Origin of the sequence: Micromonospora sp. NPDC047465 (assembly GCF_040643125.1) — a bacterium.
Classification (GTDB): domain Bacteria; phylum Actinomycetota; class Actinomycetes; order Mycobacteriales; family Micromonosporaceae; genus Micromonospora.
Genome location: NZ_JBEYTP010000037.1, coordinates 24934 through 49970, shown reverse-complemented (window position 1 = coordinate 49970; position 25037 = coordinate 24934). Strand labels below are relative to the sequence as shown.

At 74.5% G+C, this 25037-nt stretch carries 28 protein-coding genes; 16 read left to right on the top strand and 12 right to left on the bottom strand.

What is annotated here, in order from left to right:
* The first annotated feature begins 38 nt into the window (after positions 1-38).
* Complete coding sequence (locus ABZ793_RS26895) at positions 39-545, top strand: Lrp/AsnC family transcriptional regulator (protein ID WP_357461989.1); 507 nt, start codon at positions 39-41, stop codon at positions 543-545.
* On the opposite strand, the gene ABZ793_RS26890 is transcribed toward ABZ793_RS26895, so the two are convergent.
* On the bottom strand, positions 475-1086 hold the full coding sequence (locus tag ABZ793_RS26890) for a histidine phosphatase family protein (RefSeq protein ID WP_357461988.1): 612 nt from the start codon (positions 1084-1086) through the stop codon (positions 475-477). The genes ABZ793_RS26895 and ABZ793_RS26890 overlap by 71 nt on opposite strands.
* 170 nt (positions 1087-1256) lie before the next feature.
* On the opposite strand from ABZ793_RS26890, the gene ABZ793_RS26885 reads away from it, so the two are divergent.
* The gene (locus ABZ793_RS26885) at positions 1257-1451 is read left to right on the top strand and encodes a CsbD family protein (protein WP_357461987.1); all 195 of its coding nucleotides are present in this window, start codon (positions 1257-1259) and stop codon (positions 1449-1451) included.
* Between the two features lie 225 nt (positions 1452-1676).
* Here the strand turns inward: ABZ793_RS26885 and ABZ793_RS26880 are convergent, their stop codons facing one another.
* The 3 genes from ABZ793_RS26880 to ABZ793_RS26870 all read right to left on the bottom strand — a co-directional run bounded on the left by ABZ793_RS26880 (position 1677) and on the right by ABZ793_RS26870 (position 4284).
* Positions 1677-2393, bottom strand: a complete 717-nt coding sequence (locus ABZ793_RS26880) for a cation transporter (RefSeq protein ID WP_357461986.1) — start codon at positions 2391-2393, stop codon at positions 1677-1679.
* Positions 2393-2722: a metalloregulator ArsR/SmtB family transcription factor gene (locus ABZ793_RS26875; protein WP_357461985.1), complete on the bottom strand. Its 330-nt coding sequence runs from the start codon at positions 2720-2722 to the stop codon at positions 2393-2395. Before ABZ793_RS26875 ends, ABZ793_RS26880 begins: the two co-directional genes overlap by 1 nt.
* Before the next feature lie 152 nt (positions 2723-2874).
* A complete protein-coding gene (locus ABZ793_RS26870) occupies positions 2875-4284 on the bottom strand; it encodes a lysine 2,3-aminomutase (RefSeq protein WP_350705418.1) in 1410 nt (469 codons plus the stop codon).
* A 154-nt stretch (positions 4285-4438) separates the two neighbouring features.
* Between ABZ793_RS26870 and ABZ793_RS26865 the strand changes: the two genes are divergently transcribed.
* From ABZ793_RS26865 to ABZ793_RS26840, 6 genes are all read left to right on the top strand, one after another.
* Positions 4439-5488 carry a zinc-binding alcohol dehydrogenase gene (locus ABZ793_RS26865; RefSeq protein WP_357462005.1) on the top strand — a complete coding sequence of 350 codons (1050 nt, stop codon included), beginning with the start codon at positions 4439-4441 and terminating at the stop codon, positions 5486-5488.
* A 5-nt stretch (positions 5489-5493) separates the two neighbouring features.
* A complete protein-coding gene (locus tag ABZ793_RS26860; protein WP_357461984.1) occupies positions 5494-7062 on the top strand; it encodes an amidohydrolase family protein in 1569 nt (522 codons plus the stop codon).
* 67 nt (positions 7063-7129) lie between these two features.
* A complete protein-coding gene (locus ABZ793_RS26855; RefSeq protein ID WP_357461983.1) occupies positions 7130-8692 on the top strand; it encodes a lysine 5,6-aminomutase subunit alpha in 1563 nt (520 codons plus the stop codon).
* Positions 8689-9483 carry an OAM dimerization domain-containing protein gene (locus ABZ793_RS26850; protein ID WP_357461982.1) on the top strand — a complete coding sequence of 265 codons (795 nt, stop codon included), beginning with the start codon at positions 8689-8691 and terminating at the stop codon, positions 9481-9483. Before ABZ793_RS26855 ends, ABZ793_RS26850 begins: the two co-directional genes overlap by 4 nt.
* Positions 9480-9872, top strand: a complete 393-nt coding sequence (locus ABZ793_RS26845) for a hotdog domain-containing protein (RefSeq protein WP_350705426.1) — start codon at positions 9480-9482, stop codon at positions 9870-9872. Before ABZ793_RS26850 ends, ABZ793_RS26845 begins: the two co-directional genes overlap by 4 nt.
* Positions 9869-11206: a glutamate mutase L gene (locus ABZ793_RS26840; RefSeq protein ID WP_357461981.1), complete on the top strand. Its 1338-nt coding sequence runs from the start codon at positions 9869-9871 to the stop codon at positions 11204-11206. The genes ABZ793_RS26845 and ABZ793_RS26840 overlap by 4 nt, the downstream gene beginning before the upstream one ends.
* Before the next feature lie 525 nt (positions 11207-11731).
* Here ABZ793_RS26840 and ABZ793_RS26835 read toward each other — a convergent pair.
* Both ABZ793_RS26835 and ABZ793_RS26830 read right to left on the bottom strand, forming a co-directional pair.
* Complete coding sequence (locus ABZ793_RS26835; RefSeq protein ID WP_357461980.1) at positions 11732-12433, bottom strand: alpha/beta fold hydrolase; 702 nt, start codon at positions 12431-12433, stop codon at positions 11732-11734.
* A complete protein-coding gene (locus tag ABZ793_RS26830; RefSeq protein WP_357461979.1) occupies positions 12430-12600 on the bottom strand; it encodes a hypothetical protein in 171 nt (56 codons plus the stop codon). Before ABZ793_RS26830 ends, ABZ793_RS26835 begins: the two co-directional genes overlap by 4 nt.
* A gap of 78 nt (positions 12601-12678) precedes the next feature.
* On the opposite strand from ABZ793_RS26830, the gene ABZ793_RS26825 reads away from it, so the two are divergent.
* From ABZ793_RS26825 to ABZ793_RS26810, 4 genes are all read left to right on the top strand, one after another.
* Positions 12679-13353, top strand: coding sequence for a helix-turn-helix domain-containing protein (locus ABZ793_RS26825; protein ID WP_357461978.1), 675 nt, complete (start codon positions 12679-12681; stop codon positions 13351-13353).
* A gap of 85 nt (positions 13354-13438) precedes the next feature.
* Positions 13439-14980, top strand: a complete 1542-nt coding sequence (gene lnt, locus ABZ793_RS26820; protein ID WP_357462004.1) for an apolipoprotein N-acyltransferase — start codon at positions 13439-13441, stop codon at positions 14978-14980.
* A 34-nt stretch (positions 14981-15014) separates the two neighbouring features.
* Entirely contained in the window at positions 15015-15824 is an 810-nt protein-coding gene (locus ABZ793_RS26815) for a polyprenol monophosphomannose synthase (protein WP_357461977.1), read from the top strand.
* A 70-nt stretch (positions 15825-15894) separates the two neighbouring features.
* Positions 15895-16422, top strand: coding sequence for an FxsA family protein (locus ABZ793_RS26810; RefSeq protein ID WP_350705435.1), 528 nt, complete (start codon positions 15895-15897; stop codon positions 16420-16422).
* 104 nt (positions 16423-16526) lie between these two features.
* Here ABZ793_RS26810 and ABZ793_RS26805 read toward each other — a convergent pair whose 3' ends face one another.
* Positions 16527-16868 (bottom strand): RNA polymerase-binding protein RbpA, encoded by a 342-nt coding sequence (locus tag ABZ793_RS26805; protein ID WP_046564157.1) that lies wholly within the window; start codon positions 16866-16868, stop codon positions 16527-16529.
* Positions 16869-17089: 221 nt separating this feature from the next.
* Here ABZ793_RS26805 and ABZ793_RS26800 point away from each other — a divergent pair, with 221 nt between their 5' ends.
* On the top strand, positions 17090-18571 hold the full coding sequence (locus ABZ793_RS26800; RefSeq protein WP_357461976.1) for a peptide MFS transporter: 1482 nt from the start codon (positions 17090-17092) through the stop codon (positions 18569-18571).
* Between the two features lie 122 nt (positions 18572-18693).
* Here ABZ793_RS26800 and ABZ793_RS26795 read toward each other — a convergent pair whose 3' ends face one another.
* Entirely contained in the window at positions 18694-19284 is a 591-nt protein-coding gene (locus ABZ793_RS26795; RefSeq protein ID WP_357461975.1) for a pyridoxamine 5'-phosphate oxidase family protein, read from the bottom strand.
* 220 nt (positions 19285-19504) lie between these two features.
* Positions 19505-20644: a hypothetical protein gene (locus ABZ793_RS26790; protein WP_357461974.1), complete on the bottom strand. Its 1140-nt coding sequence runs from the start codon at positions 20642-20644 to the stop codon at positions 19505-19507.
* Between the two features lie 104 nt (positions 20645-20748).
* Between ABZ793_RS26790 and ABZ793_RS26785 the strand changes: the two genes are divergently transcribed.
* Positions 20749-21258: an NUDIX domain-containing protein gene (locus ABZ793_RS26785; RefSeq protein ID WP_357461973.1), complete on the top strand. Its 510-nt coding sequence runs from the start codon at positions 20749-20751 to the stop codon at positions 21256-21258.
* 69 nt (positions 21259-21327) lie between these two features.
* Here ABZ793_RS26785 and ABZ793_RS26780 read toward each other — a convergent pair whose 3' ends face one another.
* Positions 21328-21978, bottom strand: coding sequence for a LysE family translocator (locus ABZ793_RS26780; protein ID WP_357461972.1), 651 nt, complete (start codon positions 21976-21978; stop codon positions 21328-21330).
* A gap of 38 nt (positions 21979-22016) precedes the next feature.
* The gene (locus ABZ793_RS26775) at positions 22017-23006 is read right to left on the bottom strand and encodes an NAD(P)/FAD-dependent oxidoreductase (RefSeq protein WP_357461971.1); all 990 of its coding nucleotides are present in this window, start codon (positions 23004-23006) and stop codon (positions 22017-22019) included.
* A gap of 218 nt (positions 23007-23224) precedes the next feature.
* Here ABZ793_RS26775 and ABZ793_RS26770 point away from each other — a divergent pair, with 218 nt between their 5' ends.
* Positions 23225-23755, top strand: a complete 531-nt coding sequence (locus ABZ793_RS26770; protein ID WP_357461970.1) for a GNAT family protein — start codon at positions 23225-23227, stop codon at positions 23753-23755.
* 94 nt (positions 23756-23849) lie between these two features.
* Positions 23850-24329 (top strand): DUF1992 domain-containing protein, encoded by a 480-nt coding sequence (locus tag ABZ793_RS26765; protein ID WP_357461969.1) that lies wholly within the window; start codon positions 23850-23852, stop codon positions 24327-24329.
* 6 nt (positions 24330-24335) lie between these two features.
* On the opposite strand, the gene ABZ793_RS26760 is transcribed toward ABZ793_RS26765, so the two are convergent.
* Positions 24336-24902, bottom strand: a complete 567-nt coding sequence (locus ABZ793_RS26760) for a maleylpyruvate isomerase N-terminal domain-containing protein (protein WP_357462003.1) — start codon at positions 24900-24902, stop codon at positions 24336-24338.
* Between the last annotated feature and the right edge of the window lie 135 nt (positions 24903-25037).

The window sequence follows — 25037 nt, the reverse complement described above, 5'->3', positions numbered from 1 at the left end:
CGTCGCAGCCGGGCGGTTTTCCCGGTAGGTTGCACGCCGTGGAGGAGATCGACCGCGCCATCGTCGCCGCACTGACCGCTGACGGTCGGCTGTCGTACACGGATCTGGCGGAGAAGGTGGGCCTGTCGGTGTCCGCGGTGCACCAGCGGGTGCGCCGGCTGGAGCAGCGCGGCGTGATCAAGGGGTACGCCGCCCGGGTCTCCTTCGAGGCCCTGGACCTGCCGCTGACCGCGTTCGTGGCGATCCGGCCGTTCGACCCGTCCCAGCCGGACGACGCCCCGGAACGGCTGGCCCACCTGCCGGAGATCGACTCGTGCTACTCAGTGGCGGGGGAGGACTTCTACCTGCTGCTGGTGCGGGTGGCCAGCCCGACCGACCTGGAGCGGGTGCTCCAGGAGATCCGGACGGCGGCGAACGTGACCACCCGCACGACGGTGGTGCTGTCGACCCCGTACGAGAACCGGCCGCCGAAGATCAGTGCCGAGCTCCAGGCTCGGGCGCGTTCCCGCTCGGCGGGGGAGCCGGCTGGTTCCACCGCTGGATGACCCGCCGGCCGTGCTCGTGGCCGAGCACGCTGACGGTGGCGGTGTCCAGCCGCAGCAACCCGCCGGCCGATGGCGGCAGACCGACCCAGCGGGCGCCGAGCACCCGCAGGCTGTGGCCGTGCCCGACGAGGGCCACGGTGCCCCGGTCGAGCAGCGGGTGGACCCGGGCGAGTACCCGGTCGACGCGCTCGCCGACCTCGCTGGGGGACTCCCCGCCGGGGCAGCCGTCCGTCCAGAGGTTCCAGCTCGGGTGGTCGTCGTGGATGTCGGCGGTGGTGCGGCCCTCGTAGTCGCCGTAGTGCCACTCGGCGAGGTCGTCGTCGGTTCCGGTGACGGGGAGGCCGGCGAGCTGCGCGGTGCGCAGCGCCCGGGCCCGGGGGCTGGTGAGGACGGCGGCGACGTGCCGGCCGGCGAGGAACTCGCCGAGGGCGCGGGCCTGCCGCTCGCCGTCGGGGGTGAGCGGCAGGTCGGTGTACGAGGTGTGCCGGCGGCTGGCGCTCCAGGTGGTTTCGCCGTGCCGGATCAGCAGGATCTCTCCCATTCGTCCAGTCAACCAGAAGCCCGTCACTCCCGTTCACCTAGTGTCCTAGGATGCCTTAGGGGGTATGCACCCTACCACCACACGGCACAGCCCAGGTTTCCACCCGCCGGGTCCGGGCACGCAGTCGGACGAGGGCACGGAAGGCCCGGCGCAGGAGCAGGGGAGGCGACATGAGCTTCACCGACAAGGCGAAGAACAAGGTCGAGCAGCTGACCGGCGCGGCCAAGGAGCGAATCGGCGACGTCACCGACAACGAACGGATGCGGGGCGAGGGCGCCACGCAGCAGAGCGACGCGCGTGCCCGGCAGGCCGGCGAGCGCATCAAGGAAGCCGGCCGCGACGCGAAGGACGCCTTCACCCGGTGACCCGTGCGCGATGACGGCCCCCGGCGCACACGCCGGGGGCCGTCGTCTCGTCCGGGGGGAACGGGCCCGGCCACAGCTTCCAGCCCAGAGCAAGGCTGAGAACCGCGGCCTTGCTCTAGGTGGTGTCCGGCCCGGAGCGTGCCGTCCGTCTGCTGACGGTCGATGGCTGGGCGGTCGCGCGTGGGCGTCGCTGCGACGCCACCGAGGCGAGTGCCAGGCCGGCCGTCACCGCGAGTCGGCGCAGCAACCGTCCACGCAGCCATCCGTGTGGCTGCCGGCCGCCGGTCCGGCCGGGGTGAGCCCGGGTGTGCAGCAGGTGTCACCGCGCCACGCTTCGCGGCCTTCCTTGACCGCCACGGCGGCGATGACCAGCGCGGCGATCGGGTCGGCCCAGGACCAGCCGAACAGGCTGTTCAGCCCCAGGCCCACGAGCAGGACGGCGGACAGGTAGGTGCACAACAGGGTCTGCTTGGAGTCCGCGACGGCCGAACGCGAACCCAGTTCCCGGCCGGCGCGGCGCTGCGCGTACGACAGCAGCGGCATGATCGCCAGCGACAGTGCCGCCAGCACCAAACCGGTGCGGGAGTGCTCGGCCTCGGCGCCGCCGACCAGGGCCCGCACCGACTCCACCGTCACGTAGGCGGCGAGAGCGAAGAACGAGAACGCGATGATCCGCAGCGCCACCTTTTCCCGAGACTCCGGGTCGCGGCCGGCGAACTGCCACGCCACCGCCGCCGCCGACGACACCTCGATCACCGAGTCGAGGCCGAAGCCGATCAGCGCGGTCGACGACGCGATCGTGCCGGCGGTGATCGCCACGACCGCCTCGATGGCGTTGTAGGTGATCGTCGCAGCGACCAGCAGCCGCACCCGGCGGGCGAGCACCGCGCGGCGCGCCGGCGACGGCTCCGCCGGTGTCAGGTTGATCAGGGGCAGGCTCATCAGCAGCAGCCCTGCTCGTCGGAATCGGGGCAGGCGGCCGGATCTACTGCCAGTACGAGGCCGAGCAGGTCCGCGAGGGCGTGCGCCAGCCGGGCGTCGGCCAGTTCGTACCGGGTGCGGCGGCCCTGCGGCACCGCGACCACCAGGCCGCAGCCGCGCAGGCACGACAGGTGGTTCGACAGGTTCTGCCGGGTCGTGCCCAGCAGTTCGGCCAGTTCCGCTGGATAGCCTGGCCCGTCGCGCAGCGCCAGCAGCAGCCGCGCCCGGGTGGGGTCCGACAGGGCATGACCGAAGCGGGCCAAGACCTGCCCGTGCGTCAACGTCTCCACATCGCAGATAGTACAGCAGGCGGTGTACTAATCGAGGTGACGCCGCCTACGGCACAGCGGGGTGAACCGCCGTGCGGAGGTGTCGTCGTGGGTCGGAGACGCGCCACCCCCGGAGCCGGTGGTCGGCGCCGGGGGTGGCGGGTGCGGGTGGGTCAGTCGTCGACGCGGTGGTCGGCCCACCACTTCTGCCCGGTCTCGGGCAGGGTGTCGATCGGGTCGTAGTAGGCGTAGCGCTTGTTGAGCGCCTCGGTGTCGGCGGACTCGATCGAGGTGCGGTAGTTCTTGGTCCAGTAGGAGATGCCGCGCTCGCGGTCGTACTCGGTGAGCATGTGCACCCAGCGCTTGCCGACGAAGGGGACGTCGCAGACGATGCGCGGGGTGGCGTAGCCGGGCAGGTAGCCCATGATGTCGTGCTGGAGCTGCTGGGCGTGCCAGACCGGGACCCGCCAGTGCTCGGCGTTGGGGATCATGTCGCACATGTAGAAGTAGTACGGCAGGATGCCCGCCTCGCCCTGGAGGGCGAAGCAGAGGTCGAGCAGGTCGGGGGCGGTGGCGTTGACGCCGCGCATGAGCACGCCCTGGTTGCGGACGTCGCGGACGCCGACGTCGAGGGCGGTCTGGGCGGCCCTGGCGACCAGCGGGGTGAGCGACTGGGCGTGGTTGACGTGGGTGTGGATGGCCAGGTTGACGCCGCGGCGGGCGGCGGTGCGGGCGACGCGTTCGAGGCCCTCGACGACGTCGGGCTGGAGCCAGTGCTGGGGCAGGCCCATGAGCGCCTTGGTGGCGAGCCGGATGTCGCGGATGGTCTCGATCTCGAGCAGCCGCATCAGGTAGGACTCGAGGTTCTTCCAGGGCACGTTGGCCACGTCGCCGCCGGAGACGACGACGTCGCGGACGCCGGGGTGGGCCTTGAGGTAGCTGATGTGGGCGTCGTAGCGGTCGACGGGCTTGAGGGTGAGCTTGAGCTTGTCGACGGTGGGGGTGGAGTTGCCGACGAGGTCCATGCGGGTGCAGTGGCCGCAGTACTGCGGGCAGGTGGAGAGCAGCTCGGCGAGAACCTTGGTGGGGTAGCGGTGGGTGAGGCCCTCGGCGACCCACATGTCGTGTTCGTGCAGGGAGTCGCGGCTGGCGTACGGGTGGGAGGGCCAGTCGGTGCGCCGGTCGGAGGCGACGGGGATCATGTAGCGCCGGATGGGATCGGCGAGGAGCGCCTCGGTGGTCATCGGGGCGAACGGGACCATGGTGTTGAGCATCTGCGGCGGCACCAGCATGGACATGGTGGCCAGGGCCTTCTGGTCGGCCTCGAGGTCGGCGTAGAAGGTCTCGTCGACGAGGTCGCCGAGCACGGTGCGTAGCTGCTTGATGTTCTTGACGCAGTTGACGCGCTGCCACTGCGCGTTCTCCCACTGGTCGCGGGTGACGTGGCGCCAGCCGGGGAAGCGGGTCCAGTCGGGTTCGACGAGGGGTGCGCGGCGGTATTCGTAGGGCTGTCCGGCGGTGGGGACCGCGACCGGCGCGGGGCGGGACGCTGGGATGGTCTCCACCGGTTGTGTCTGGGTCACGGCCCCTCCTCGGGTGGTGCGGTTGATCAGCGATTCCGAAGGCTACTGGAAAATATCCGGTGAAGAAATTAGTCTGCCGGAAGTTTTCCCGCTACGCGAGCCCTGGCCGGGGCTTCGGGCGGCTTGACAGGGGGTGGTCTGCGTGACGTCACCGGTGGGTCTGCACCGCGTTGTCGAACCGGCGGGGGTGCTGCCGCAGGCGGCGTGGCGGCTCGACGCGCGCCCGGAGATCGCGGCGAACGAGGTCCGCATCCGGGTGGAGCGGTTGAACCTCGACGCGGCGAGCTTCCGGCAGTTGTGGGAGAAGCACGGCGGTGACGGCGACGCGGTCCGCGCCGAGGTGCTGGAGATCGTGTCGACCCGGGGGAAGATGCAGAACCCGGTGACCGGTTCCGGCGGGATGCTGATCGGCACGGTGGAGGAGGCGGGGCGGCGTTCCCCGCTGGGGTTGAAGGCGGGGGAGCGGGTGGCGACGCTGGTGTCGCTGACGCTGACGCCGCTGACGATCCTCGACGGTCTGGCGCGGTGGGACGGGCGCAGCGAGCAGGTGCCGTGCGACGGGTACGCGATCCTGTTCGCCCGGTCGATCGCGGCGGTGCTGCCGGCGGACCTGGACCCGCAGCTGTCCCTGGCGGTGCTGGACGTGTGCGGGGCGCCGGCGCTGACCTCGCGGGTGGTGGCGCGGCACGTGGCGGACCGGGAGCGGGCGGGGGACACGTCGCCGGTGCGGGTGGCGGTGATCGGCGGCGCGGGCAAGAGCGGGTCGTTGTCCCTCGCGGCGGCGCGGCGGGCAGGCGCCGGCCGTACGGTCGGGGTGGTGCCGGTGGCGGCGGAGCGGGACGCGCTGACGGCGGCGGGTCTGGCGGACGCGGTGGCGTTGGCGGACGCGCGGGATCCGGTGGCGTTGTCGTCGGCGGTGACCACGGCGCTGGGTGCGCCGGCCGACGTGACGGTGGTCTGCGTGGACGTGCCGGGTTGTGAGCACGGGGCGGTGCTGGCGACCGCGGACGGCGGCACGGTGATCTTCTTCTCGATGGCGACGAGTTTCGCGGCGGCGGCGTTGGGCGCGGAGGGTCTGGCGGCGGACGTGACGATGCTGGTGGGCAACGGCTACGTGCCGGGGCACGCGGAGCTGGCGTTGGGGTTGTTGCGGTCGGAGCCGGGGGTCCGGGCGCTGTTCGAGTCGCGGTTGGCGGCAGACTGATTGTCATGACGAACCCCTCGACTCTGTACCGCGGCGGCGTGCTGCACTGTCCGGCCGATCCGAGTGCGACGGCCCTGTTGGTGACCGACGGCAGGATCTCGTGGTTGGGGGCGGACGCGGACGCGCCGGCGGCCGACCGGGTGGTGGACCTGGACGGGGCGTTGGTGACGCCGGCGTTCGTGGATTCGCACGTCCACGCCACCGACACGGGGTTGGCGTTGTCGGGGCTGGACCTGTCGGCGGTGCGGTCGGCGGGGGAGCTGCTGGACGCGGTGGCGGCGTTCGCGGCGGGGTTGCCGTCGGACGCGGTGGTGCTGGGGCACGGGTGGGACGAGTCGAGTTGGCCGGTGCCGGAGCTGCCGGATGCGGCGACGCTGGATCGGGCAGCCGGGGGCCGGCGGGCGTACCTGTCGCAGGCGTCGATCCATTCGGCGTTGGTGTCGGCGGCGCTGCTGGCGGTGTGCCCGCAGGCGGCGTCGGCGGTGGGGTTCGACCCGTCGGGGTGGTTGCGGCGTGACGCGCACCACGTGGTGCGGGCGGCGGCGTTCGCGTCGGTGACGCGTGCGCAGCGGATGGCGGCGCAGCGGGCGGCGTTGGCGCACGCGGCGTCGCTGGGCATCGCGGCGGTGCACGAGTGCGGTGGTCCGGAGATCTCCGACGAGGAGGACTTCACGGGCCTGCTGGCGTTGTCCGGCGACGGCGTGGCGGAGGTGTACGGGTACTGGGGTGAGCTGCTGGGTGCGGCACGGGCCCGGGAGTTGGGCGCGGTCGGGGCGGGCGGTGACCTGTTCGCCGATGGGGCGTTGGGGTCGCGTACGGCGCATGTGTCGCGGGACTACCTGGACGGCGACGGGGGCTGCGGGCACGGGTACGTCTCGGCGGAGCAGGTGCGGGATCATCTGTTGGACTGTGCGGCGCACGGCATGCAGGGCGGCTTCCACGCGATCGGTGACGCGGCGATCTCGACGGTGCTGGAGGGTTTCGCGGGCGCGGCGGAGAAGCTGGGCACGGATCGGGTGCGGGCGGCGCGGCACCGGGTGGAACACGCGGAGATCATGAACAAGCGGCTGATCGCCGGGTTCGTGGAGTACGGCATCGTGGCGAGCATGCAGCCGGCGTTCGACCGCTTGTGGGGAGGTGCGGGCCGGATGTACGAGTCGCGGTTGGGTCTGGACCGGTCGTTGGAGTCGAACCCGATGGGGGCGATGCACGGGGTCGGGGTGGCGTTGGCGTTCGGGTCGGATTCGCCGGTGACGCCGTTGGACCCGTGGGGTTCGGTACGGGCGGCGGTGTGGCACCACAACCCGACGCAGCGGATGAGTGTGCGGGCCGCCTTCGCGGCGCACACGCGCGGCGGGTGGCGGGCCGTGCACCTGGACAACGAGGGTGTGTTGGCGTTGGGAGCGCCGGCGACGTTCGCGGTGTGGTCGACGCCGGCCGGGGTGGAGCGGGGTCTGCCGGTGTTGTTGGCCGCGGACCTCGAGGCGCGGGGTCCGGAGGATCCGACGCCGTTGCCGGTGTGCCGGCGCACGGTGCTGCGTGGTGACGTGATCTACGAGGAAGGGTCGGCGTGAACGAGCGTGGCGGGTGGTTCGGTGGGGGCGCGGGTCGCGTCGTCGCCGGCCGGAGTGAGGTGACGGTGTGACGGGCAAGCTTGACCTGGATCCGCGGTTGGTGGCGCGGGCGCGGGAGTTGGCGCGCCGTGCCGGGCAGCCGGTGGTGGATCTGGCGCGCAGCCACACGACGGTGTCGGTGGAGCGGGCGGTGCTGCGGTTGGCGGGGGTGACCGGCGCCGACCCGGACGGCATTCCGTGGGTGAACCGGCTCGTCGACGCGGTGGTCGCGGACGTGGGGCTGGGGCACGGGGTGGCGGTGCCGGTGTTCGACGCCATGGCGCGGGAGCAGATCGCCGATGTGACGTTGCTGGCGCAGAAGGCGGCGGCGGGGTCGGTGCGGTTCGCGGTGCCGTCGGGGAAGGCGGCCACGGCGGCGCGGAAGGCGGCGCGCAAGGCCGTGGCGGCCGGAATCCGGCTGGTCGACCGGCGCCGCGTCGAGCGGGACCGCCTGGTCAAGCGGTACGGGGATCCGAAGCAGCGGCCGTGGATCTACCTGATCGTGGCGACGGGGGACATCTACGAGGATATTCCGCAGGCGCAGGCGGCGGCGCGGGCGGGTGCGGACATCATCGCGGTGATCCGGTCGACGGGGCAGTCGCTGCTGGACTACGTGCCGGAGGGCGCGACCCGGGAGGGGTTCGCCGGCACGTACGCGACGCAGGAGAACTTCCGGCTGATGCGGGCGGCGTTGGACGAGTCGTCGAAGGAACTGGGCCGGTACGTGCGGCTGACGAACTACGCGTCGGGGCTGTGCATGCCGGAGATGGCGACTCTGGCGGGCCTGGAACGGCTCGACATGATGTTGAACGACTCGATGTACGGGATCCTGTTCCGCGACATCAACCCGATCCGCACGTTCGTGGACCAGCGGTTCTCGCGGCAGGTGCACGCGCGGGCGGGGATCATCATCAACACCGGTGAGGACAACTACCTGACCACCGCGGACGCGGTGGACGAGGCGCACACGGTGACGGTGTCGCAGCTGCTGAACGAGTTCTTCGCGCACGAGGCGGGGCTGCAGGACTGGCAGTTGGGCCTGGGGCACGCGTTCGAGATCAACCCGGATGTGCCGGGGTCGTTCCGGTTGGAGTTGGCGCACGCGCTGCTGGCGCGGGAGTTGTTCCCGGACGCGCCGCTGAAGTGGATGCCGCCGACGAAGCACATGACGGGGGACGTGTTCCGGGGGAACCTGCTGGACGGGTTCTTCAACCTGGTGGGCACGATGACGGGTCAGGGGATCCTGCTGGTGGGGATGATGACCGAGGCGGTGGTGACGCCGTGGTTGTCGGACCGGGACATCGCGCTGCAGAACGTGCGGTACGTGCTGGGTGCGGCCGGTGGGTTGCACGAGGATTTTGTGCCGGCGCCGGGCGGGTTCATCCAGCAGCGGGCCAACCGGGTGCTCGGTGAGGCGGTGGATCTGCTGGAGCGCATCGGGGAGCAGTCGCTGTTGACGGCGATCGCCGAGGGCACGTTCGGGATCATGAAGCGGCCGGCTGACCGGGGCAAGGGTCTGGCGGGGGTGGCCGCGCACGAGGCCGACTACTTCAACCCGGCCACGGAGATCCTGGAAGGGGATGCGGCGTGAGCGCCGTCGAGGTCGGCGCGACGGCGCCGGGCGGCGGGGCCGCCGAGAAGAAGATCGTCCGGCCGTACGGGGACACCACCGGCGACGGCATGGTGCAGGTGTCGTTCACGTTGCCGGTGCCGCACGACAAGCGGGCCGAGGGCGCGGCCGTGCAGTTGGCGAACAAGATGGGCATCGACCCGGCGATGCTGGTGCACGCCAAGCCGATGAGCGAAGGTTTCACCTTCTTCGTGGTGTACGGGCGGGTGAACCACCTGGTGGACCTGTCGGCGGTGCAGGTGGTGGAGCGTGACTTCCCGCTGCTGTCGGCCAAGGAGGTCAACGCGGTGGTGAAGCAGCGGTTGCGGCGCAAGTTGTCGGTGGTGGGGGCGTGCATCGGCACGGACGCGCACACCGTGGGCATCGACGCGATCCTCAACGTGAAGGGCATCGCGGGGGAGAAGGGCCTGGAGTACTACCGGGAGTTGAAGGTCACCAACCTGGGTGCGCAGGTGAGCGTGCCGGAGCTGGTGGAGGCGGCCCGGGTGGAGAAGGCCGACGCGGTGCTGGTGTCGCAGGTGGTGACGCAGCGCGACGCGCACCTGCACAACACGCGGGAGATGTCGGCGGCGTTCCGGGAGGCGATGCCGGCCGGGAAGCGGCCGCTGCTGATCGTGGGTGGGCCGCGGTTCGACGAGACGATGGCCGGCGAGTTGGGCGTGGACAGGATCTTCGGCCGGGGCACCACGCCGGGCGAGGTGGCGAGCTATCTGGTACACGCGTTGATCACGGAGAAGAAGGCGAAGGCATGAGTGATTCCCGGGTCGGTCTGACCGTCACCCACCGGCGGTACGTGCCCTACTCGCATGCGCACTACGCGGGCAACCTCGTCGACGGGGCGTACGCGTTGGGGTTGTTCGGCGACGTGGCGACGGAGGTGTGCATCCGCACCGACGGCGACGAGGGGTTGTTCGCGTCGTACTCGGACGTGCAGTTCCGCGGCGCCATGCGGGCCGGGGACGTGTTGGAGGTGACGGCGACGGTGACCCGGGTGGGCACCCGCAGCCGCACGATCGACTTCGAGGCGCGGGTGGTGTGCCGGGGCCGCCCGGACCGGGGCGAGTCGGCGGCGGAGGTCCTCGACGAACCGATCGTGGCGGTCACCGCGACCGGCACGGTGGTCGTCCCGCCGGCGGCGTGAGGCACGCGGTCTGCGCCGACGTCGGGTCCACGTACACGAAGGTGGCGGTGGTGGACCTCGACGGCGGCGCGCTGGTCGCGGCGGCCGCGGCGCCCACGACGGTCGGCACGGACGTGCTGCACGGCCTGGACGCCGCGGTCGGGGCGGCCACGGCCGGCCTGCCGGTGGGTGACGTGCCGTGGTACGTGTGCTCGTCGGCCGGTGGCGGGCTGCGGCTGGCCGTGGTGGGCTACGAGCACCTGGTGACCGCGCAGGCGGGCCGGCGGGTGGGTCTGTCGGCGGGCGCGAACGTGGTGCACGTGGCGGCGGGGCGGCTCGGCGCGGCGGAACTGGCGGGGCTGCGGGCGGCCCGCCCGGACGTGGTGCTGCTGGTCGGCGGCACCGACGGCGGTGACGCCGAGACGTTGACGCACAACGCGACCCGGCTGGCGAAGGCCCGCTGGCGGGTGCCGGTGGTCCTCGCGGGCAACGTCGACGTCCGCGACGACCTGCACGCCCTGCTGACCGGCGCGGGGGTGCCGGTGACGGTGGCCGACAACGTGCTGCCCCGCATCGGGGTCCTCGCGCCGGCGTCGGCGCGGGCGGCGATCCGGGAGGTGTTCCTGCGGCACGTCATCGGCGGGAAGCGGCTGTCGCGGGGGCCCCGGTTCGCGCGGCTGGTGCGGGCGGCCACGCCCGACGCGGTGCTGACCGGCGTGGAGGTGCTCGCCGACGCCCTCGGCGGTGACCTGGTGGTGGTGGACGTCGGCGGCGCCACCACCGACGTGTACTCGGTGCTGACGCCCGACGAGCGGGCCACGGGGCCGGGCCGGGAGGTGGCGGGTTCGTTGTGGCGGGCCCGGACCGTCGAGGGGGACCTGGGCATGCGGTGGAGCGCACCGGGGGTGCTGCGGGCCGCCGTCGAGGAGCGGCTGCTGAGCGACGCCGAGGGCGACGACCTGACGGCCGCGGCGGTGCTGCGCGCCGCCGACCCGGGGTTCCTGCCCGCGGGGGACGTCGACCGGGCCGTGGACGCCCGGATCGCGGCCCTGGCGGCGACGGTGGCGTTGCGGCGGCACGCCCGGGGCGCGGCGACGGGTGAGCGGGCCGGCCGGGACCTGCGGGACGTGCGGCTGCTCGTCGGCTCCGGTGGGGTGCTGCGGCACGCCGCGCCGGCCGACGCGGCGGGTGTGCTCTCCGCGGTGTTGACCGACCACGCGGGCGGGTGGCCGCTGCCGCGCGCCGCCCGGCCGGTCGTCGACACCGACTATGTGCTGGCCGCCGGTGGGTTGCTCGCCGCCGAGCATCCCGCGGCGGCGGGGGCGCTGCTGCGCCGCCACCTGGCCACGGATTGAGACTCGCCGACGCGACACGCCGTGTTGCAACACACGACAGGCCCGGGTGGGTTGACAGCGGCGGGGGTCCACGCCGTACCGTCTTTGAGTCCTACTACGGGAAGCGGCTGTTGTTCGCTTCGTCCCTTCGTCCGCTGGCCGAGCGACATGTGCAGTGCGTCGCGGCGGCCAGGTCCAGCGGGCGGGGGTCGGCGGGGCGGCGCGAACCGGCCGCGGTTACCGGTGTACGGGCAGGGTGAGGTGCACGGCCAGTAGACAACGGCCAGGCGGGGGCAGCCAGTCCGCGTCGGGTCGGTCCGAAGGTCGGCGTAGCTCGTTCTCGCCCCACCGGCCGGGAAGGGCCTGGGAGCATCGGGGCGCGGCGCAAGCCGCGCCCCGATTTTCGTCTCTGCGGCCAGGCGTCGTTCAGCGGGCGCATCCGGTGCCACCGGCCCGGTGTCGCCTGCCGGCCGGGAGAGGCTTCCCGTGGGCGATGACACGTCGAACGATGGTCGGCGTTGCCCGGCTCGGTCTGTCCACGGCGTCTCAGCGGTCGGCGGGTGGGGCCTGGGTGCGGTAGGCGTCGAGTTGGTCGGCGAGGCGTCGCGGCTGGCTCAGCGCGATCAGGTGCCCGCCGGGCAGCACGTCGACGTCGACGCCGAGGCGTTCGCGGGCCAGGCGGCGCTGGAAGTCGGCGGGAAAGAACCGGTCGTCGCGGCCGGTGACCACCCGGGTGGGCACGTCGGGCCAGCGGCGCAACGGGTTGGGGCGGGTGAACACCGCCGGTGACTCGTCGGGCGCGTCGGCGGCGGTGAGGCGCGCCACCACCGCCTCGGGGACGTCGTGGAAGAAGTCCACCGCCAGGTCGACGTGGTCGCCGGGGGTGCGGCCCTGCGCGACCGCGTGGTCGGCGCGGGCCTGCGCGTGGCCGGTGGCCGCCCACCACTGCCCGGCCGTCTCGCCGGGGGCGGGGATCATCGGGTTGACCAGGACGACCATCGTCACCCGCGGGTCGTCGGCGACCAAGGGGGCGGTGAACGCGCCGAGGGACTGCGCGACCAGCACCACCCGGCGCCGGTCGCCGATCGCGGCGCGGACGGTGGCGGCGTACTCGGGCAGGGCGGCGGCGTCGTCGGCGGCGGGCAGGTCCACGGCGACCGCCTCGCGGCCGCGGCGGCGCAGCTCGTCGACGAGCAGGTGCCAGTAGTCGGCGCTGCCGCCCGCGCCGGGGATCAGCACGTAGGTCACGACCGGCCCCCGGCGGCGACGTGGAACAGCATCGGCAGCACCCGGGGCGTGCCGTCGGGCGCGACGGAGGCGACGCGGGCCAGCTCCGTGGAGGCCAGCAGTCGCCGCGCCACCGGATGGTCGAGCAGTCGTACGGCGCCCTGCGGCAGGGCGGTGCTCTCGGTCATGGAGCCTCCCTCGAACCTTCGCTCCTACATTAGGAGTGCTCGCTTCGTTCGGGCAAGCGCCGCGGCTACGCTGGGCGGGTGCGTTCCTACGACGATCTGTGCGGGCTGGCCCGCGCGCTGGCCGTGGTCGGCGAACGCTGGGCGCTGCTGGTCGTCCGGGAGCTGCTGCTCGGCCCGAAACGCTTCTCCGACCTCAGCCGTGGCCTGCCGACCATGAGCCAGAACGTGCTGTCCGCGCGGCTGCGCGAGCTGGAACGGGCCGGCGTGGTGACCCGCCGCACCCTCGGCCCCCCGGCCAGCGCCCGCGTGTACGAACTCACCCCACGCGGCCGGGAGCTGGAGGAGAGCCTGCTGGCGCTGGGCCGGTGGGGCAGCCGGCAGCCGCTGCCCGCCACCGGTCGGTTGAGCGTCGACGCCCTGATGCTCGCCCTGCGCACCACGTACGACCCGGGCCCCGCCGGCGGGCCGGCGGCGCCGGTGGCGCTGCGGTTGGGCGCCGACCGGTTCGTCGCCGAGGCCGACCGGGCCGGGCTGCGGATCAGCCGGGGCGCCGGCGAGCGCTGCGCCGCCGTCGTCGACACCGACCCGCGCACCCTGCTGGAGGTCGTGTTCGGCTACCGGCCCCGCGACGAGGCGGAACACCACGGCGCGCTGCGCGTCACCGGCGAGCGGCGGGTCGCCGAACGATTCCTCGACTGCTTCACCCGCCCGGCGGCCACCGGCGTCGCCGGTGCCGCGCCGACCGCCGGGTAGCCTTCCGCTCTGTGATCAAGGTGAGGTGCCAGTGACGACCGTGGACAGCAGCCAGCCGCGCGCCGACGCCCCGCGCGTGCCCGACGTGGCGCCGCGGGCGCTGCCGCTGCGGCTGGCCGCGCCGATGGCGGTGGCCGCCGGGCTGGCGCTGCTGGCGGCGTTCCCCCCGTACGGGGTGTGGCCGCTCGCGCCGGTCGGCGTGGCGCTGCTGGCCGCGGCGACACACCGCCGCCGCGTCCGGGCCGGCGCCGGGCTGGGCTTCCTGACCGGGGTGGCGCTGTTCGCGCCGCTGCTGAGCTGGACGAACCTGCACACCGGTTACCTGCCGTGGACGCTGCTGTCGCTGCTGCAGGCCGCCTACCTGGCGCTGCTGGGCGCGGCGAGCGCGTACGCCTCCCCACTGGCCGACCGTCTCCGGTGGGCCTGGCCGGGGCTGACCGGCTTGCTGTGGGTGGGGCAGGAGGCGCTGCGCGACCGCACCCCGTTCGGCGGGTTCCCGTGGGGGCGGCTGGCGTTCAGCCAGGACGACTCGCCGCTGCTGCGGCTGGCCGCGCTGGGCGGCGCGCCGCTGGTGACGTTCGCGGTGGCGCTGACCGGGGGGCTGCTCGTCGCGGCGCTGTGGCGGCCGTGGGACGGACGGCGGCGGTGGGCGCCGATCGCCGGGCTGACCGCCGGCGCGGTCGCGGTGCCCGTCGCCGGGCTGCTGGTGCCGGTGGCCGCCGCCGGGGACGGCGACACCGTCACCGTGGCGATCGTGCAGGGCAACGTGCCCCGGCTGGGGCTGGACTTCAACGCCCAACGCAAGGCGGTGCTCGGCAACCACGTCGACGCCACCGTCGAGCTGGCCGAGCAGGTCGCCGCCGGCGCCCAGCGCCGCCCCGACCTGGTGGTGTGGCCGGAGAACGCCAGCGACATCGACCCGCTGCGCGACGCCGACGCCGGCGCCCTGATCTCCCGGGCCGCCGACACGATCGGCGCGCCGATCCTGGTCGGTGCGGTGCTGCGCGGCCCCGGCGACGGCGAGGTCCGCAACGCCGGCATCCTCTGGCGGCCCGGCACCGGCCCCGACCTGGAGCAGGTCTACATCAAGCGGCACCCGGTGCCGTTCGCCGAGTACGTGCCGATGCGCGACCTCGCCCGAATGGTCAGTAAGCAGGTGGACCGGGTGCGGGCCGACTTCGTGCCCGGCACCGAGCCGGGCGTGCTGCGCACCGGCCCGGCCGTGCTCGGCGACGTGATCTGCTTCGAGGTCGCCTACGACGAGGTGGTCCGCGACACTGTCACCGGCGGGGCGCAGCTGCTCGTGGTGCAGACCAACAACGCCACCTTCGACGTGGCGGAGGCGCGGCAGCAGCTGGCCATGGTGCGGCTGCGGGCGGTCGAGCACGGCCGGCCGGCGTTGATGGCCTCCACGGTCGGAGTGTCCGGGTTCGTTGCCCCCGACGGGCGGGTAAGCGACGCCACCGGGTTCAACACCCGCGCGGTCGTGGTGCGGCAGCTGCGCCTCGACGACGGGCGCACCCTGGCCACCCGGGTCGGCCTGTGGCCGGAGGCGGCGCTGGCCACCCTGGCGGTGGCGGCCCTGGTCGGCGCGGCCGTGCTGCGCCGCCGGCACCGCGCCGGATGACACCAGCCGGCAATCCGGCGGAGGGGAAGCGACGGTGGGCGAGACGACCGACACCCGAGGGCCACGCGCCGGCCACCCCGGCCTGGGTCGGGTGCTCGTGGTGATCCCGACCTACGACGAGGCCGACAACGTGGCGTCGATCGTGGCGCGCGTGCGCCGCGCCGCCCCGGCCGTGGAGATCCTCGTCGCCGACGACAACAGCCCCGACGGCACCGGCGCGGTCGCCGACGCCCTGGCCGCCGCTGACCCGCACGTGCACGTGCTGCACCGCGAGGGCAAGCAGGGCCTCGGTGCGGCGTACCTGGCGGGGTTCGCGTGGGCCCGCGAGCGTGGTTTCGACGCCGTGGTGGAGATGGACGCCGACGGCTCGCACGCCCCCGAGGACCTGCCCACGCTGCTGGCGGCCGCCCGCGACGCCGACGTGGTGATCGGCTCCCGGTGGACCACCGGCGCGCGGGTGGTGAACTGGCCGCTGCGGCGGCTGCTGCTGTCGCGCTGCGGCAACCTGTACGCGCGGCTGGCGCTGGGCATGCCGGTGTCCGACGCCACCGGCGGCTACCGGGTGTACCGGCTGTCCGCCCTGGACGAGATCGACCTGGCGTCGGTGTGTTCGCAGGGCTACTCGTTCCAGGTGGAGCTGGCGCGGCTGGCGCACCAGGCCGGGGCGCGCATCGTCGAGGTGCCGATCACGTTCGCCGAGCGGGAGCGCGGCAGCAGCAAGATGAGCCCGCTGATCGTGGCGGAGGCGCTGTGGCGGATCACCGCGTGGGGCCTGCAGGACCGGCGGCTGGCGGTACGGCGGGGCCTGCACGGCACCCCCGACGGTCAGGTGCGGTGGCCCTGAGCGTCGCCGTGTCATGCTGGACGCAGTGCCTGCGCGGACCGACCGCGCCGCGGATGGCGGATGAGGTGAGATGCGCCGAGGACTGAGGTACGTGCCGCTGGGCCTGTTGCTGGCGGTGCTGCTGGAGCTGGCGGTGTTCGTCGTGGTGGGCCGGGCGATCGGGTTCGGCTCGGCGCTGCTGGCGGTGTTCGCGGTGTCGCTGCTCGGGCTGGTGCTGCTGCGCCGGGAGGGCATGCGCGCCTGGCGTGGCTTCCGGGCCGCCGCGGAGGCCGGCCAGCCGCCGGGACGGCAGGTCACCGACGGTCTCGTCGGGCTGGTCGGCGCGCTGCTGCTGGCGACCCCCGGCCTGGTCAGTGGCCTGGTGGGGTTGTTGCTGCTGGTGCCGCCGGTACGTCGGCTGGCCCGTGGCGGGGTGCAGCGTGCCGCGGAGCGCCGGGTGTCGTCGATGGTCGCCGGTGACCTGTTCGGGCCCCGCCGGGTGCGGGTGCGCCGGGGCGCCCCGCAGCCCACGCCGCGCCCGACGGCCGAGCCGCCGCCGACCGTGGTCGACGGGGGCCGGGCCATCGAGGGCGAGATCGTCGAGCCCGGCCGCAACTGATCCGGGCGCAGGGCTCATCCCGGACACAACGGCCGCAACGGGCCCGGACACGACGGCGCCCCGGGAGCGTGGCTCCCGGGGCGCCGTGGCGTGTGCGGTGCGGGTCAGGCGCGGCCGCGGCGGGTGCGAACCTCCTGCAACCGCTCGGCGAGGATGTCCTCCAGCTCGGCGATGGAGCGCCGCTCCAGCAGCATGTCCCAGTGGGTACGCGGCGGCTTGGCCTTCTTCTGCTCCGGCTCGCTGCCGTCGACCAGCCGGGCGACGCTGCCGTCGAACTTGCACTCCCAGGTCGTGGGGACCTCGGCGTCGACGGCGAACGGCACCTCGAACTGGTGACCCTTGGCGCAGAGGTACTCGCGGGTCTGACGCGGCGCGAGCTCCGTGTTGCGGTCGGATTCGTAGCTCACCGCGCCCAGACGGCTTCCGCGCAGCATACGCTCGCCCATGATCGACTTCCCCTCGTTGGTGGTGCTGGTCTTCTCTGTGTAACGGTCCGTTCCCGCCGGGCCATTCCCGCCCGGGGCGCTGCCGCGCCGCCGGGCGAGCCTGAACCAGGGTAGCCGGCCATGCCAGCCGCCCGGCGGGGTCGTCCCCGGCCGGGTCGGTTGGGTGGAGTGTTTCCGTTGCCAACGGGGATGTTAACCGCCCGAGTGGAGCGGAGGTTGCGATGGTGGGTGACGCGCCGGTGCAGTCCCGTCCGCCCTCCGGGCGGACCTTCCTCGGGCACCCCCGGGCGTTGTCCACCCTCTTCCTCACCGAGATGTGGGAGCGGTTCAGCTTCTACGGCATGCGGGCGATCCTGGTGCTGTACCTGACCGCGTCCGTGGCCGACGACGGGCAGGCGATGGGCGAGGCCAGCGCCAGCGCCGTCTACGGCACCTACAACGCGATGGTCTACCTGATGGCGCTGCCGGGCGGCTGGGTCGCCGACCGGCTCATCGGCGCCCGCCGCAGCGTCCTGTGGGGCGGGGTCGTCATCGCCGCCGGGCACTACGTCATGGCGATCCCGACGCGGTGGAGCGTCTTCGCGGGCATGGCGCTGATCGTCGTCGGCACGGGCCTGCTCAAGCCCAACATCTCGACGATGGTCGGCGACCTCTACGACCGGGACTCCCCGCGTCGCGACGCCGGCTTCTCGATCTTCTACATGGGCATCAACATCGGGGGGTTCGCCGCCCCACTGGTCACCGGCTTCCTCGGCGAGAAGGTCAACTGGCATCTGGGCTTCGGGGCCGCCGCGGTCGGCATGACCTTCGGTGTGCTGCAGTACGTGCTGGGCCGGCGCAACCTCGGCGACGCGGGCGCGCGGCCCGCCGACCCGCTGCTCGGCGCCGACCGCCGCCGCGCGCTGACCCGCGTCGGCGCGGTCGCCACCCTGGTCGTGCTCGCGGTCGTCGTCCTCGCCGTGGCCGGGGCGTTCACCGTCGACACCGTGGTCAACCTGCTCGCCGCCGCCACCGTACTGATCACCATCGGGTACTTCGTGCGGATCATGGTGGACCGGGAGCTGAGCGCCACCGAACGCAGCCGGATGAAGGCGTACGTGTGGCTGTTCGTCTTCGCCGCCGCGTTCTGGCTGATCTACGACCAGGCCGGGTCGGTGCTGAACATCTTCGCCGCCGACAACACCGACCGCGACGTCGCCGGGTTCACCTTCCCCGCGTCGTGGCTCCAGTCGGTCAACCCGATCCTGATCATCATCGGGGCGCCGCTGTTCGCGCTGCTCTGGCTGCGGCTGGGCCACCGGGTCTCCACCCCGGTGAAGTTCGCCGTGGGTTTGGTGCTCAACGGCCTGTCGTTCGTGCTGATGGCCGCCGCCGCCCAGGCCGCCGTCGGCGGCGACCTGGTCTCGCCGTGGTGGCTCGTGGCCGTGTACGCCATCCAGGTCGCCGGCGAGCTGTCGCTGAGCCCCGTCGGCCTGTCCGCCACCACCAAGCTGGCGCCGGTCAAGTACGCCAGCCAGATGATGGGGCTGTGGTTCCTCGCCACCGCCGTCGGCGACGCGATCGGCGGGCAGGTGGCCCGGCTCGCCGACACCTGGCCCGAGCCGACGTACTTCCTCACCTTCGGCCTGGCCTCGGCGGCCCTCGGGCTCGGCGCGGTGATGTTCGCCCGGCACATCCGGGGCCTGATGGCCGGCATCCACTGACCAGGCCGGCGGGCCGTGCCCGTGCCGTCGCGGCAGGCCGTGCCCGTGCCGTTGCGGCAGGCGCGCTGGGCGCCGCCGGACGGCCGGGCCGCACGCCGGGGGCCCGGCGTGCGGCGGCCGGGTCAGGCGGCCGGGGTCGGGGGCAGCGGCAGCGGCAGGCCGGGCAGCCCGTCGATGCTGCGGGCGATGTGCTCCTTGCCGGCGAAGTAGTCGCTCAGCGAGGCGTCGTCCTCCCGGGAGAACCGCTTGCCGTGCAGGTCCCGGTCGGCGTCGTAGGTCATGAACGGCACCGCGTAGCCGCAGGTGTCGCGGATCAGTTCGGCGCGCACCACGACGATCGCCCGCAGGCCGTGCACGCTGGTGTCGACGTCCGGGAAGTGGCCCATCAGCTCGGCCCAGCGGGGGTCGTCGCGGAACACCGGCTCGCCGCGCCCGTGCACCCGGACGATGTTCGGCGGCCCCTGGAACGCGCACCACATCAGCGTGATCCGGCCGTTCTCCCGCAGGTGCGCGATCGTCTCGGCGTTGCTGCCGGCGAAGTCCAGGTACGCCACGGTGCGCGCGTCGAGCACCGCCCAGGAGCCGCGCAGTCCCTTGGGGGACAGGTTGATGGTGCCGTCGCCGGACAGCGGCGCGGTGGCGGTGAAGAACAGCGGCTGCTCCTCGATGAACGTGCGCAGCCGGCCCTCGATGCGTTCGTGTGTCTTTCCCACCCGGCCATCATCGTCCCGTCGCGACTGTCGCCGTTGCCCCGCGGTCGGTGGCGTCCCACACCCCGGACACCGTCGTCCCCGCCCGGACGACGGGCACGCCTTCACCCGGGCAGGGCGTGCCGGCCCGCCGCGCCGGGCCGGCCCGGACCGTCGGCCAGTCGGGCCGGCCCGGACCGTCGGCCAGTCGGGCCGGCGCAGACCGTCGGCTTGTCGGGCCGGTTCAGGTGGTCGGCGGGCCCGCGTCGCGGGGGCCGAGGTGGGCCAGGGCGGCGGCGAGGTGGCTGACCTGCTCGGCGAGCTGGGCCACCCGCCGGTGCGCCTCGTCGCGGTCGGTCTCGGCGGCGCGCAGCCGTACCGCCAGCTCGTCGAGCCGGCCCTGCGCGGCGGTCGCGGCGTCCCGCGCGGCGGCCAGCTCCGCGCCCAGCGTGTCGTGCCGGCCGGCGAGCGCCGCCAGGTCCGCGCGGGCGCGGTCGGCCTCCGCCCCGGCCTGCGCGTGGGCCGCCTCGGCCTCCTGCCGGGCGCGCACGGCCTCGGCGGCCGCCGTCCGGGCCGCGGCGGCCTCGGCCCGCGCCTGCTCGGCCTGCTCGCGCGCCCGGTCGGCCCGCTCGCGGGCCGCCTCGGCGTCGGCGTGCAGGCGCTGCGCCCGGTCGAGCGCCTCGGCGGCGTCGCGGGCCGCCCGGTCGGCATCGCCGCGGGCGGCGTCCCGCTCACCGCTCAGGTCGGCGGCCCGGCGGCGCTCCACGTCCAGGTCGGCGCGTAGGGCACGCAGCTCGTGGCGGGCCGCGTCGCGGTCACGTTCGGCCTGCGTCCGCAGCGCCTCCGCGGCGCTGGCCTGCCGGCGGGCCTCGTCGCGGGCCGCCTCGGCCCGGTCGGCGCGCTCGGCCGCGTTCGTGGCCTGCTCGGCGGCGCGTCGGGACTCCTCGCGCGCGGTGTCCCGCTCGGCGGCGGCCGACCGGGCCTCCTCGCGGGCCCGGACGGCCGCGGCGGCGGCGTCCTCGGCGTCGCGGCGGGCCTCGTCCCGCTCGGTCTGGGCCGCCGCCACCTGGGTCGCCGCGTCGGCGCGGGCCTGCGCCAGCTGGCGTTCCACGCCGACCGGGGACAGCTCGGCGTGCAGCGCCTCGGCGAGGGTCTCCGCGACCTGCTCCAGCCGGTCCACGGCCTCCCAGGTGCGGGCCACCTGGCCGGGCAGGCCGGGGGCGTTGCGGTGCCGCATCCGGCTGTTGCGTGAGGCCCGCTGGCAGGCGCCGTCGTTGTCGCGGCAGTAGCGGAACGGCCGGCCGGCGCCGACGCGCTGCGGCACCTCCCGACCACAGTGGGCGCAGGGGCGGGTGTCGGCGGCGGCGGCGGGGTGGGCGTCCATCGAGGGCGGAGTCTACTGCGCTGCCCGGCCCCCACCGGCGCAGCGGCCGACCCTGTGCGGGTTGGTCCGCCGGCACCGCGCCGACGCCGACTAGCGTGTCCGGTGTGGCCGTCTCCCCGTACGTCGCGAAGCTGCGCGCCCACGTCGGCGCGGACCTGCTCCTGCTGCCCGGCGTCAGCGCGGTCGTCCGTGACGACGCCGGTCGGCTGCTGCTGGCCCGCCGCGCCGACAACGGCCGCTGGTCCCTGCCCGGCGGCCTCATCGACCCCGGCGAGCAGCCCGCCGACACCCTCCTGCGGGAGGTGTACGAGGAGACCGGCGTGCACGTACGCATCGACCGGGTCGGCGGCGTCGCCACGCACCCGGTCGTCTACCCCAACGGCGACGCCTGCGAGTACCTGAACGTGTGGTTCCGGTGCCACGCCGTGGGCGGCGAACCGCGGGTCAACGACGACGAGTCCCTCGAGGTGGGCTGGTTCGACCCGGCCGACCTGCCCGACCTCGACGACTGGGCGCGGCTGCGCATCGACACCACCCTGCGCGAGGACGCCCCCACCTGGCACGCCCCGCCCGGCGAGCGGCACCCGGCGCTCGACCAGCCCGACTCGCTCTGAACGGACCGTCAGCGTCCCGGCTACCTGCCCACGGCGTCGGCGGTGGGCACGGCACGTCGGGGTGCGGCGTCAGGGCATGGCGACGGCGGCGCGGGACCGGTCGGCGGCGATGCGCACCGCCAGCGCCGCCAGGACCGTGCCCGTCAGCAGCCGCTGCACCCTCAGCCAGAGCGGCCGGCGGGCGAAGAACCCGGCGAGCGCGCCGGCGGTGAGCACGATCAGCGCGTTCACCGTGAGCGCCACCGCGATCTGGGTCAGCCCCAGCACCAGGCTCTGCGCCGCGACGTGGCCCCGGGCCGGGTCGATGAACTGCGGCAGCAGCGACACGTACAGGATCGCGATCTTCGGGTTGAGCAGGTTGGTGACCAGACCCATGGTGAACAGCCGCCGAGCCGGGTCGGGCGGCAGCGGCGCTGGCGTGAACGGCGACTGCCCGCCGGGGCGCAGCGCCTGCCAGGCCAGCCACAGCAGGTACGCCGCCCCGGCCAGCTTGACCGCCGTGTAGAGGGCGGGCACCAGCACGAACACCGTGGCGATGCCGGCGACCGCGGCGACCAGGTAGACGCCGAAGCCGGCGGCGACGCCGAGCAGCGAGACCAGCCCGGCCCGTCGGCCCTGGGCCACCGACCGGGAGACCAGGTAGACCATGTTCGGGCCGGGGGTCAGCACCAGCCCCAGCGCCACCAGCGCGATCCCCACGAGCGCACCCGTACCGACCATGTCGACCCCCGTCCCGTCCCACTCGGCTGCCGCCGACCCTACGCCCGCACCTGCGCCGGCCGGCGTCCGGCATCGGGCGCCCGGCGGGCCGCGACGGCCGCGCGGGTCTCCTCGGCGACCAGGTCGGCGTTGATCGCCGCGCCGGCCGCCGAACCGGCGGACACGGAGGTGACCACCTGGGCGCGCGGGTCGGTGACGTTGCCGGCCACCCACACGCCGGGGACCGCGGTCGCCCCCGTCGGGTCGGACGGGACGGCGCTGCCGATCACCTGGCCGCCCATCTCCTGCTCCACCGCCGCGAGGCCGAGCGACGTCAGCACGTCGGCGCGGGCGTGGAAGCGGGGAGCCACCACCAGCGCCCCGCACGGCAGCACCTCGCCGTCGGCCAGCCGCACCCCGGTGAGCGCGTCACCGGCGACCTCGAGCGCGGCGACGGGACCGTCGACCACCCGCACGCCGCGGGCCGCGAGCTGCTCGTCCTCCTCGGCGGTGAACGCGCACCCGCCGTGCCGCACAACCGTCACGTCGGCGCTCCAGTGCCGCCACAGCAGCGCCTGGTGCGCGGCCAGCGGGCCGGTGGCCAGCACCACCAGCGGCTCGTCGCGCACCTCCCATCCGTGGCAGTACGGGCAGTGCAGCACGTCGCGGCCCCACCGTTCGGCCAGTCCCGGCACGTCGGGCAGCTCGTCGACCAGGCCGGTGGTCACCAGCAGCCGCCGGGCGTCGACCGTGCGGCCGTCGGTGAGGGCCACGCGGAACCCGCCGCCGTCGCGTGGCATCGCCGAGCGGACGGCGCCGTGGACGAACTCCCCGCCGTAGCCGGCCACCTCGGCTCGGCCGGCCGCCAGCAGCTCGCCCGGTGGCGTGCCCTCGCGGGTCAGGTAGTTGTGCACGTGCCCGGCCGGCGCGTTGCGCGGCTCGCCCGCGTCCACGACCAGCACCGAGCGGCGGGCCCGGGTCAGGGCCAGCGCCCCGCTCAGCCCGGCCGCGCCGCCGCCCACGACCACCACGTCGTACGTCTCACGCACGGAAATCTCCCTCCGTCGTCGGCGGATCCCACGCCCGCCGCCGACCCGACTGTCCGCCGGAAGCGACGAAGGTGGCAAACATCGTTGCCGGAACGGCAACTCGGAGGGTGTGGCCGGGCCGAGCCCGCCGCCCGACGTCGGCGGCGCGACCGGGCCGGCCGTGCGTGGGGCCCGACCCGCGCCCCCACGGCGGCGACGGCAGCGGGGAGACTGGGCCGATGCTGCGCGCACCGGCCACCCCGACCCTGCCGGAACTGTCGTTGCGTCCCTGGCGCGACGACGACGCCGACGCCCTGGTGGCGGCGTATCGGGACCCGGTGCTGCTGCGCTGGACCCGGGCGCCGGTGACCACGACCACCGAGGCGCGCCGCTTCGTGGCGGCGGCCCGACGCGACTGGGACGACGGGTGCCGGTTCAGCTTCGCCGTGGTCGAGCCGCACCCCGCCGGCGAGACCCTGGTCGCCCAGGTGGTGCTCAAGAAAGTCGCCGCGGGGCGCGGGGACGCCGAGGTCGGCTACTGGACGGCCGCGCCCGCCCGGGGCCGCGGCATCGCCCCGCACGCCCTGGACGCGGTCACCGGCTGGGCGTTCGCCCGGTTCGCCGGCCTGCGGCGGCTGGACCTGATGCACCAGGTCGACAACCCGACGTCCTGCCGGGTCGCCGAGAAGGCCGGCTACCGCTTCCAGGAGGTGCTGGCGGCCCGCCCGCCGTTTCCCCGCGACGGCCACCGGCACGCCCGCTGGGCCTGACCGCCGGGAATGCCCGGCACCGCCACCGCGCTGTCCCTTCCGGCGGCGCCGACAGCGGTGGCCGCGTTACCGTGGGCCGGGGAGGTGTCGGCGGGTGGACAGCTGGGAAGCGACGGTCGAGGCGCGGATCCGCGCGGCCCAGGAGCAGGGCGAGTTCGACAACCTGCCCGGCGCGGGCAAGCCGATCCCCGGCCGGGGAGAGCCGTACGACGAGTCGTGGTGGATCAAGAGCTTCCTGGAACGGGAGAAGCTCCCGACGGACCTGCTGCTGCCGACCCCGCTGCAACTGCGCCGCCGCGTCGAGCAGGTGCCCGACGAGGTGCGCGACCTGCCCACCGAGGAGTCGGTGCGCGCGTTCGTCGCCGACCTGAACGCCGCGATCATCTCCTGGCTGCGCATGCCCACCGGCCCGCGGGTCACCGTGCGGCCGGTCAACGCCGACGACGTCGTACGCCGTTGGCGAGCCGAGCGGCGCCCCGCCGCCACGCCCGCACCGGAGCCCGCGCCACCCGCCCCGCCGCGCGGCAGACCCCGTCGGGCCTGGCGCCTGCCCTGGCGACGCCGGGCGGCGTAGCCCGCGTCACCCCACCGCGGCCTGCCACGACCACGAGGTGCGCCGCGGCCGGCCGGGCAGCTCACCGCGGCCGGTCAGCCACCGCAGCACCTGCGGAGCCGGCCCGGCGGGGGCGTCCGGGAAGAGCCGACGCACGACGCCGGCGCTGAGCCGCTCCGGCGGCTGCCACGGCACGCCGAGACCACGGGCGATGTCGTCGGTGTGCAGCAGCGTCTCCGCCACCCCCATCGCGGCGAAGCCCGCCGGATCGCACGGGCCGAAGTGCCAGGCGCGCGTCTGCGGCGCGGCGGCGTCGACCGCCACCCGCAGCAGCCCACCGCAGGCGGCGACGACCCGCAGCACCTCGGCCGGCCCGGCGGCGGGGGAGACGACCAGGTCGAACGGCAGGTATGCCGCCTCGGGTCGCCCGGCGACCTGACCGGCGTACGCCAACAGGTCGTGCGCCACGTGCGCGGCGGTGGTCCAGCAACTCCACTCCAACCCGCCGGCGGGCACGCTCCAGTCCCGTCCGGTGTGCGGGCCGAGGACAGCGGTCATCTCGGCCACCGCGCGGTCCACGTCGGCGCCGGTCAGTTCGATCATCCCCCGACCGTGCCAGCGTCCCACCGCCGGCGCAACCGAACATCGTTGCCCTCGGCCGCCGCAGGCCGCTAGGGTCGGACCCGTGACTGCCGGGTCGGCCATGGGCCACGAGCGGACAGGGCACCC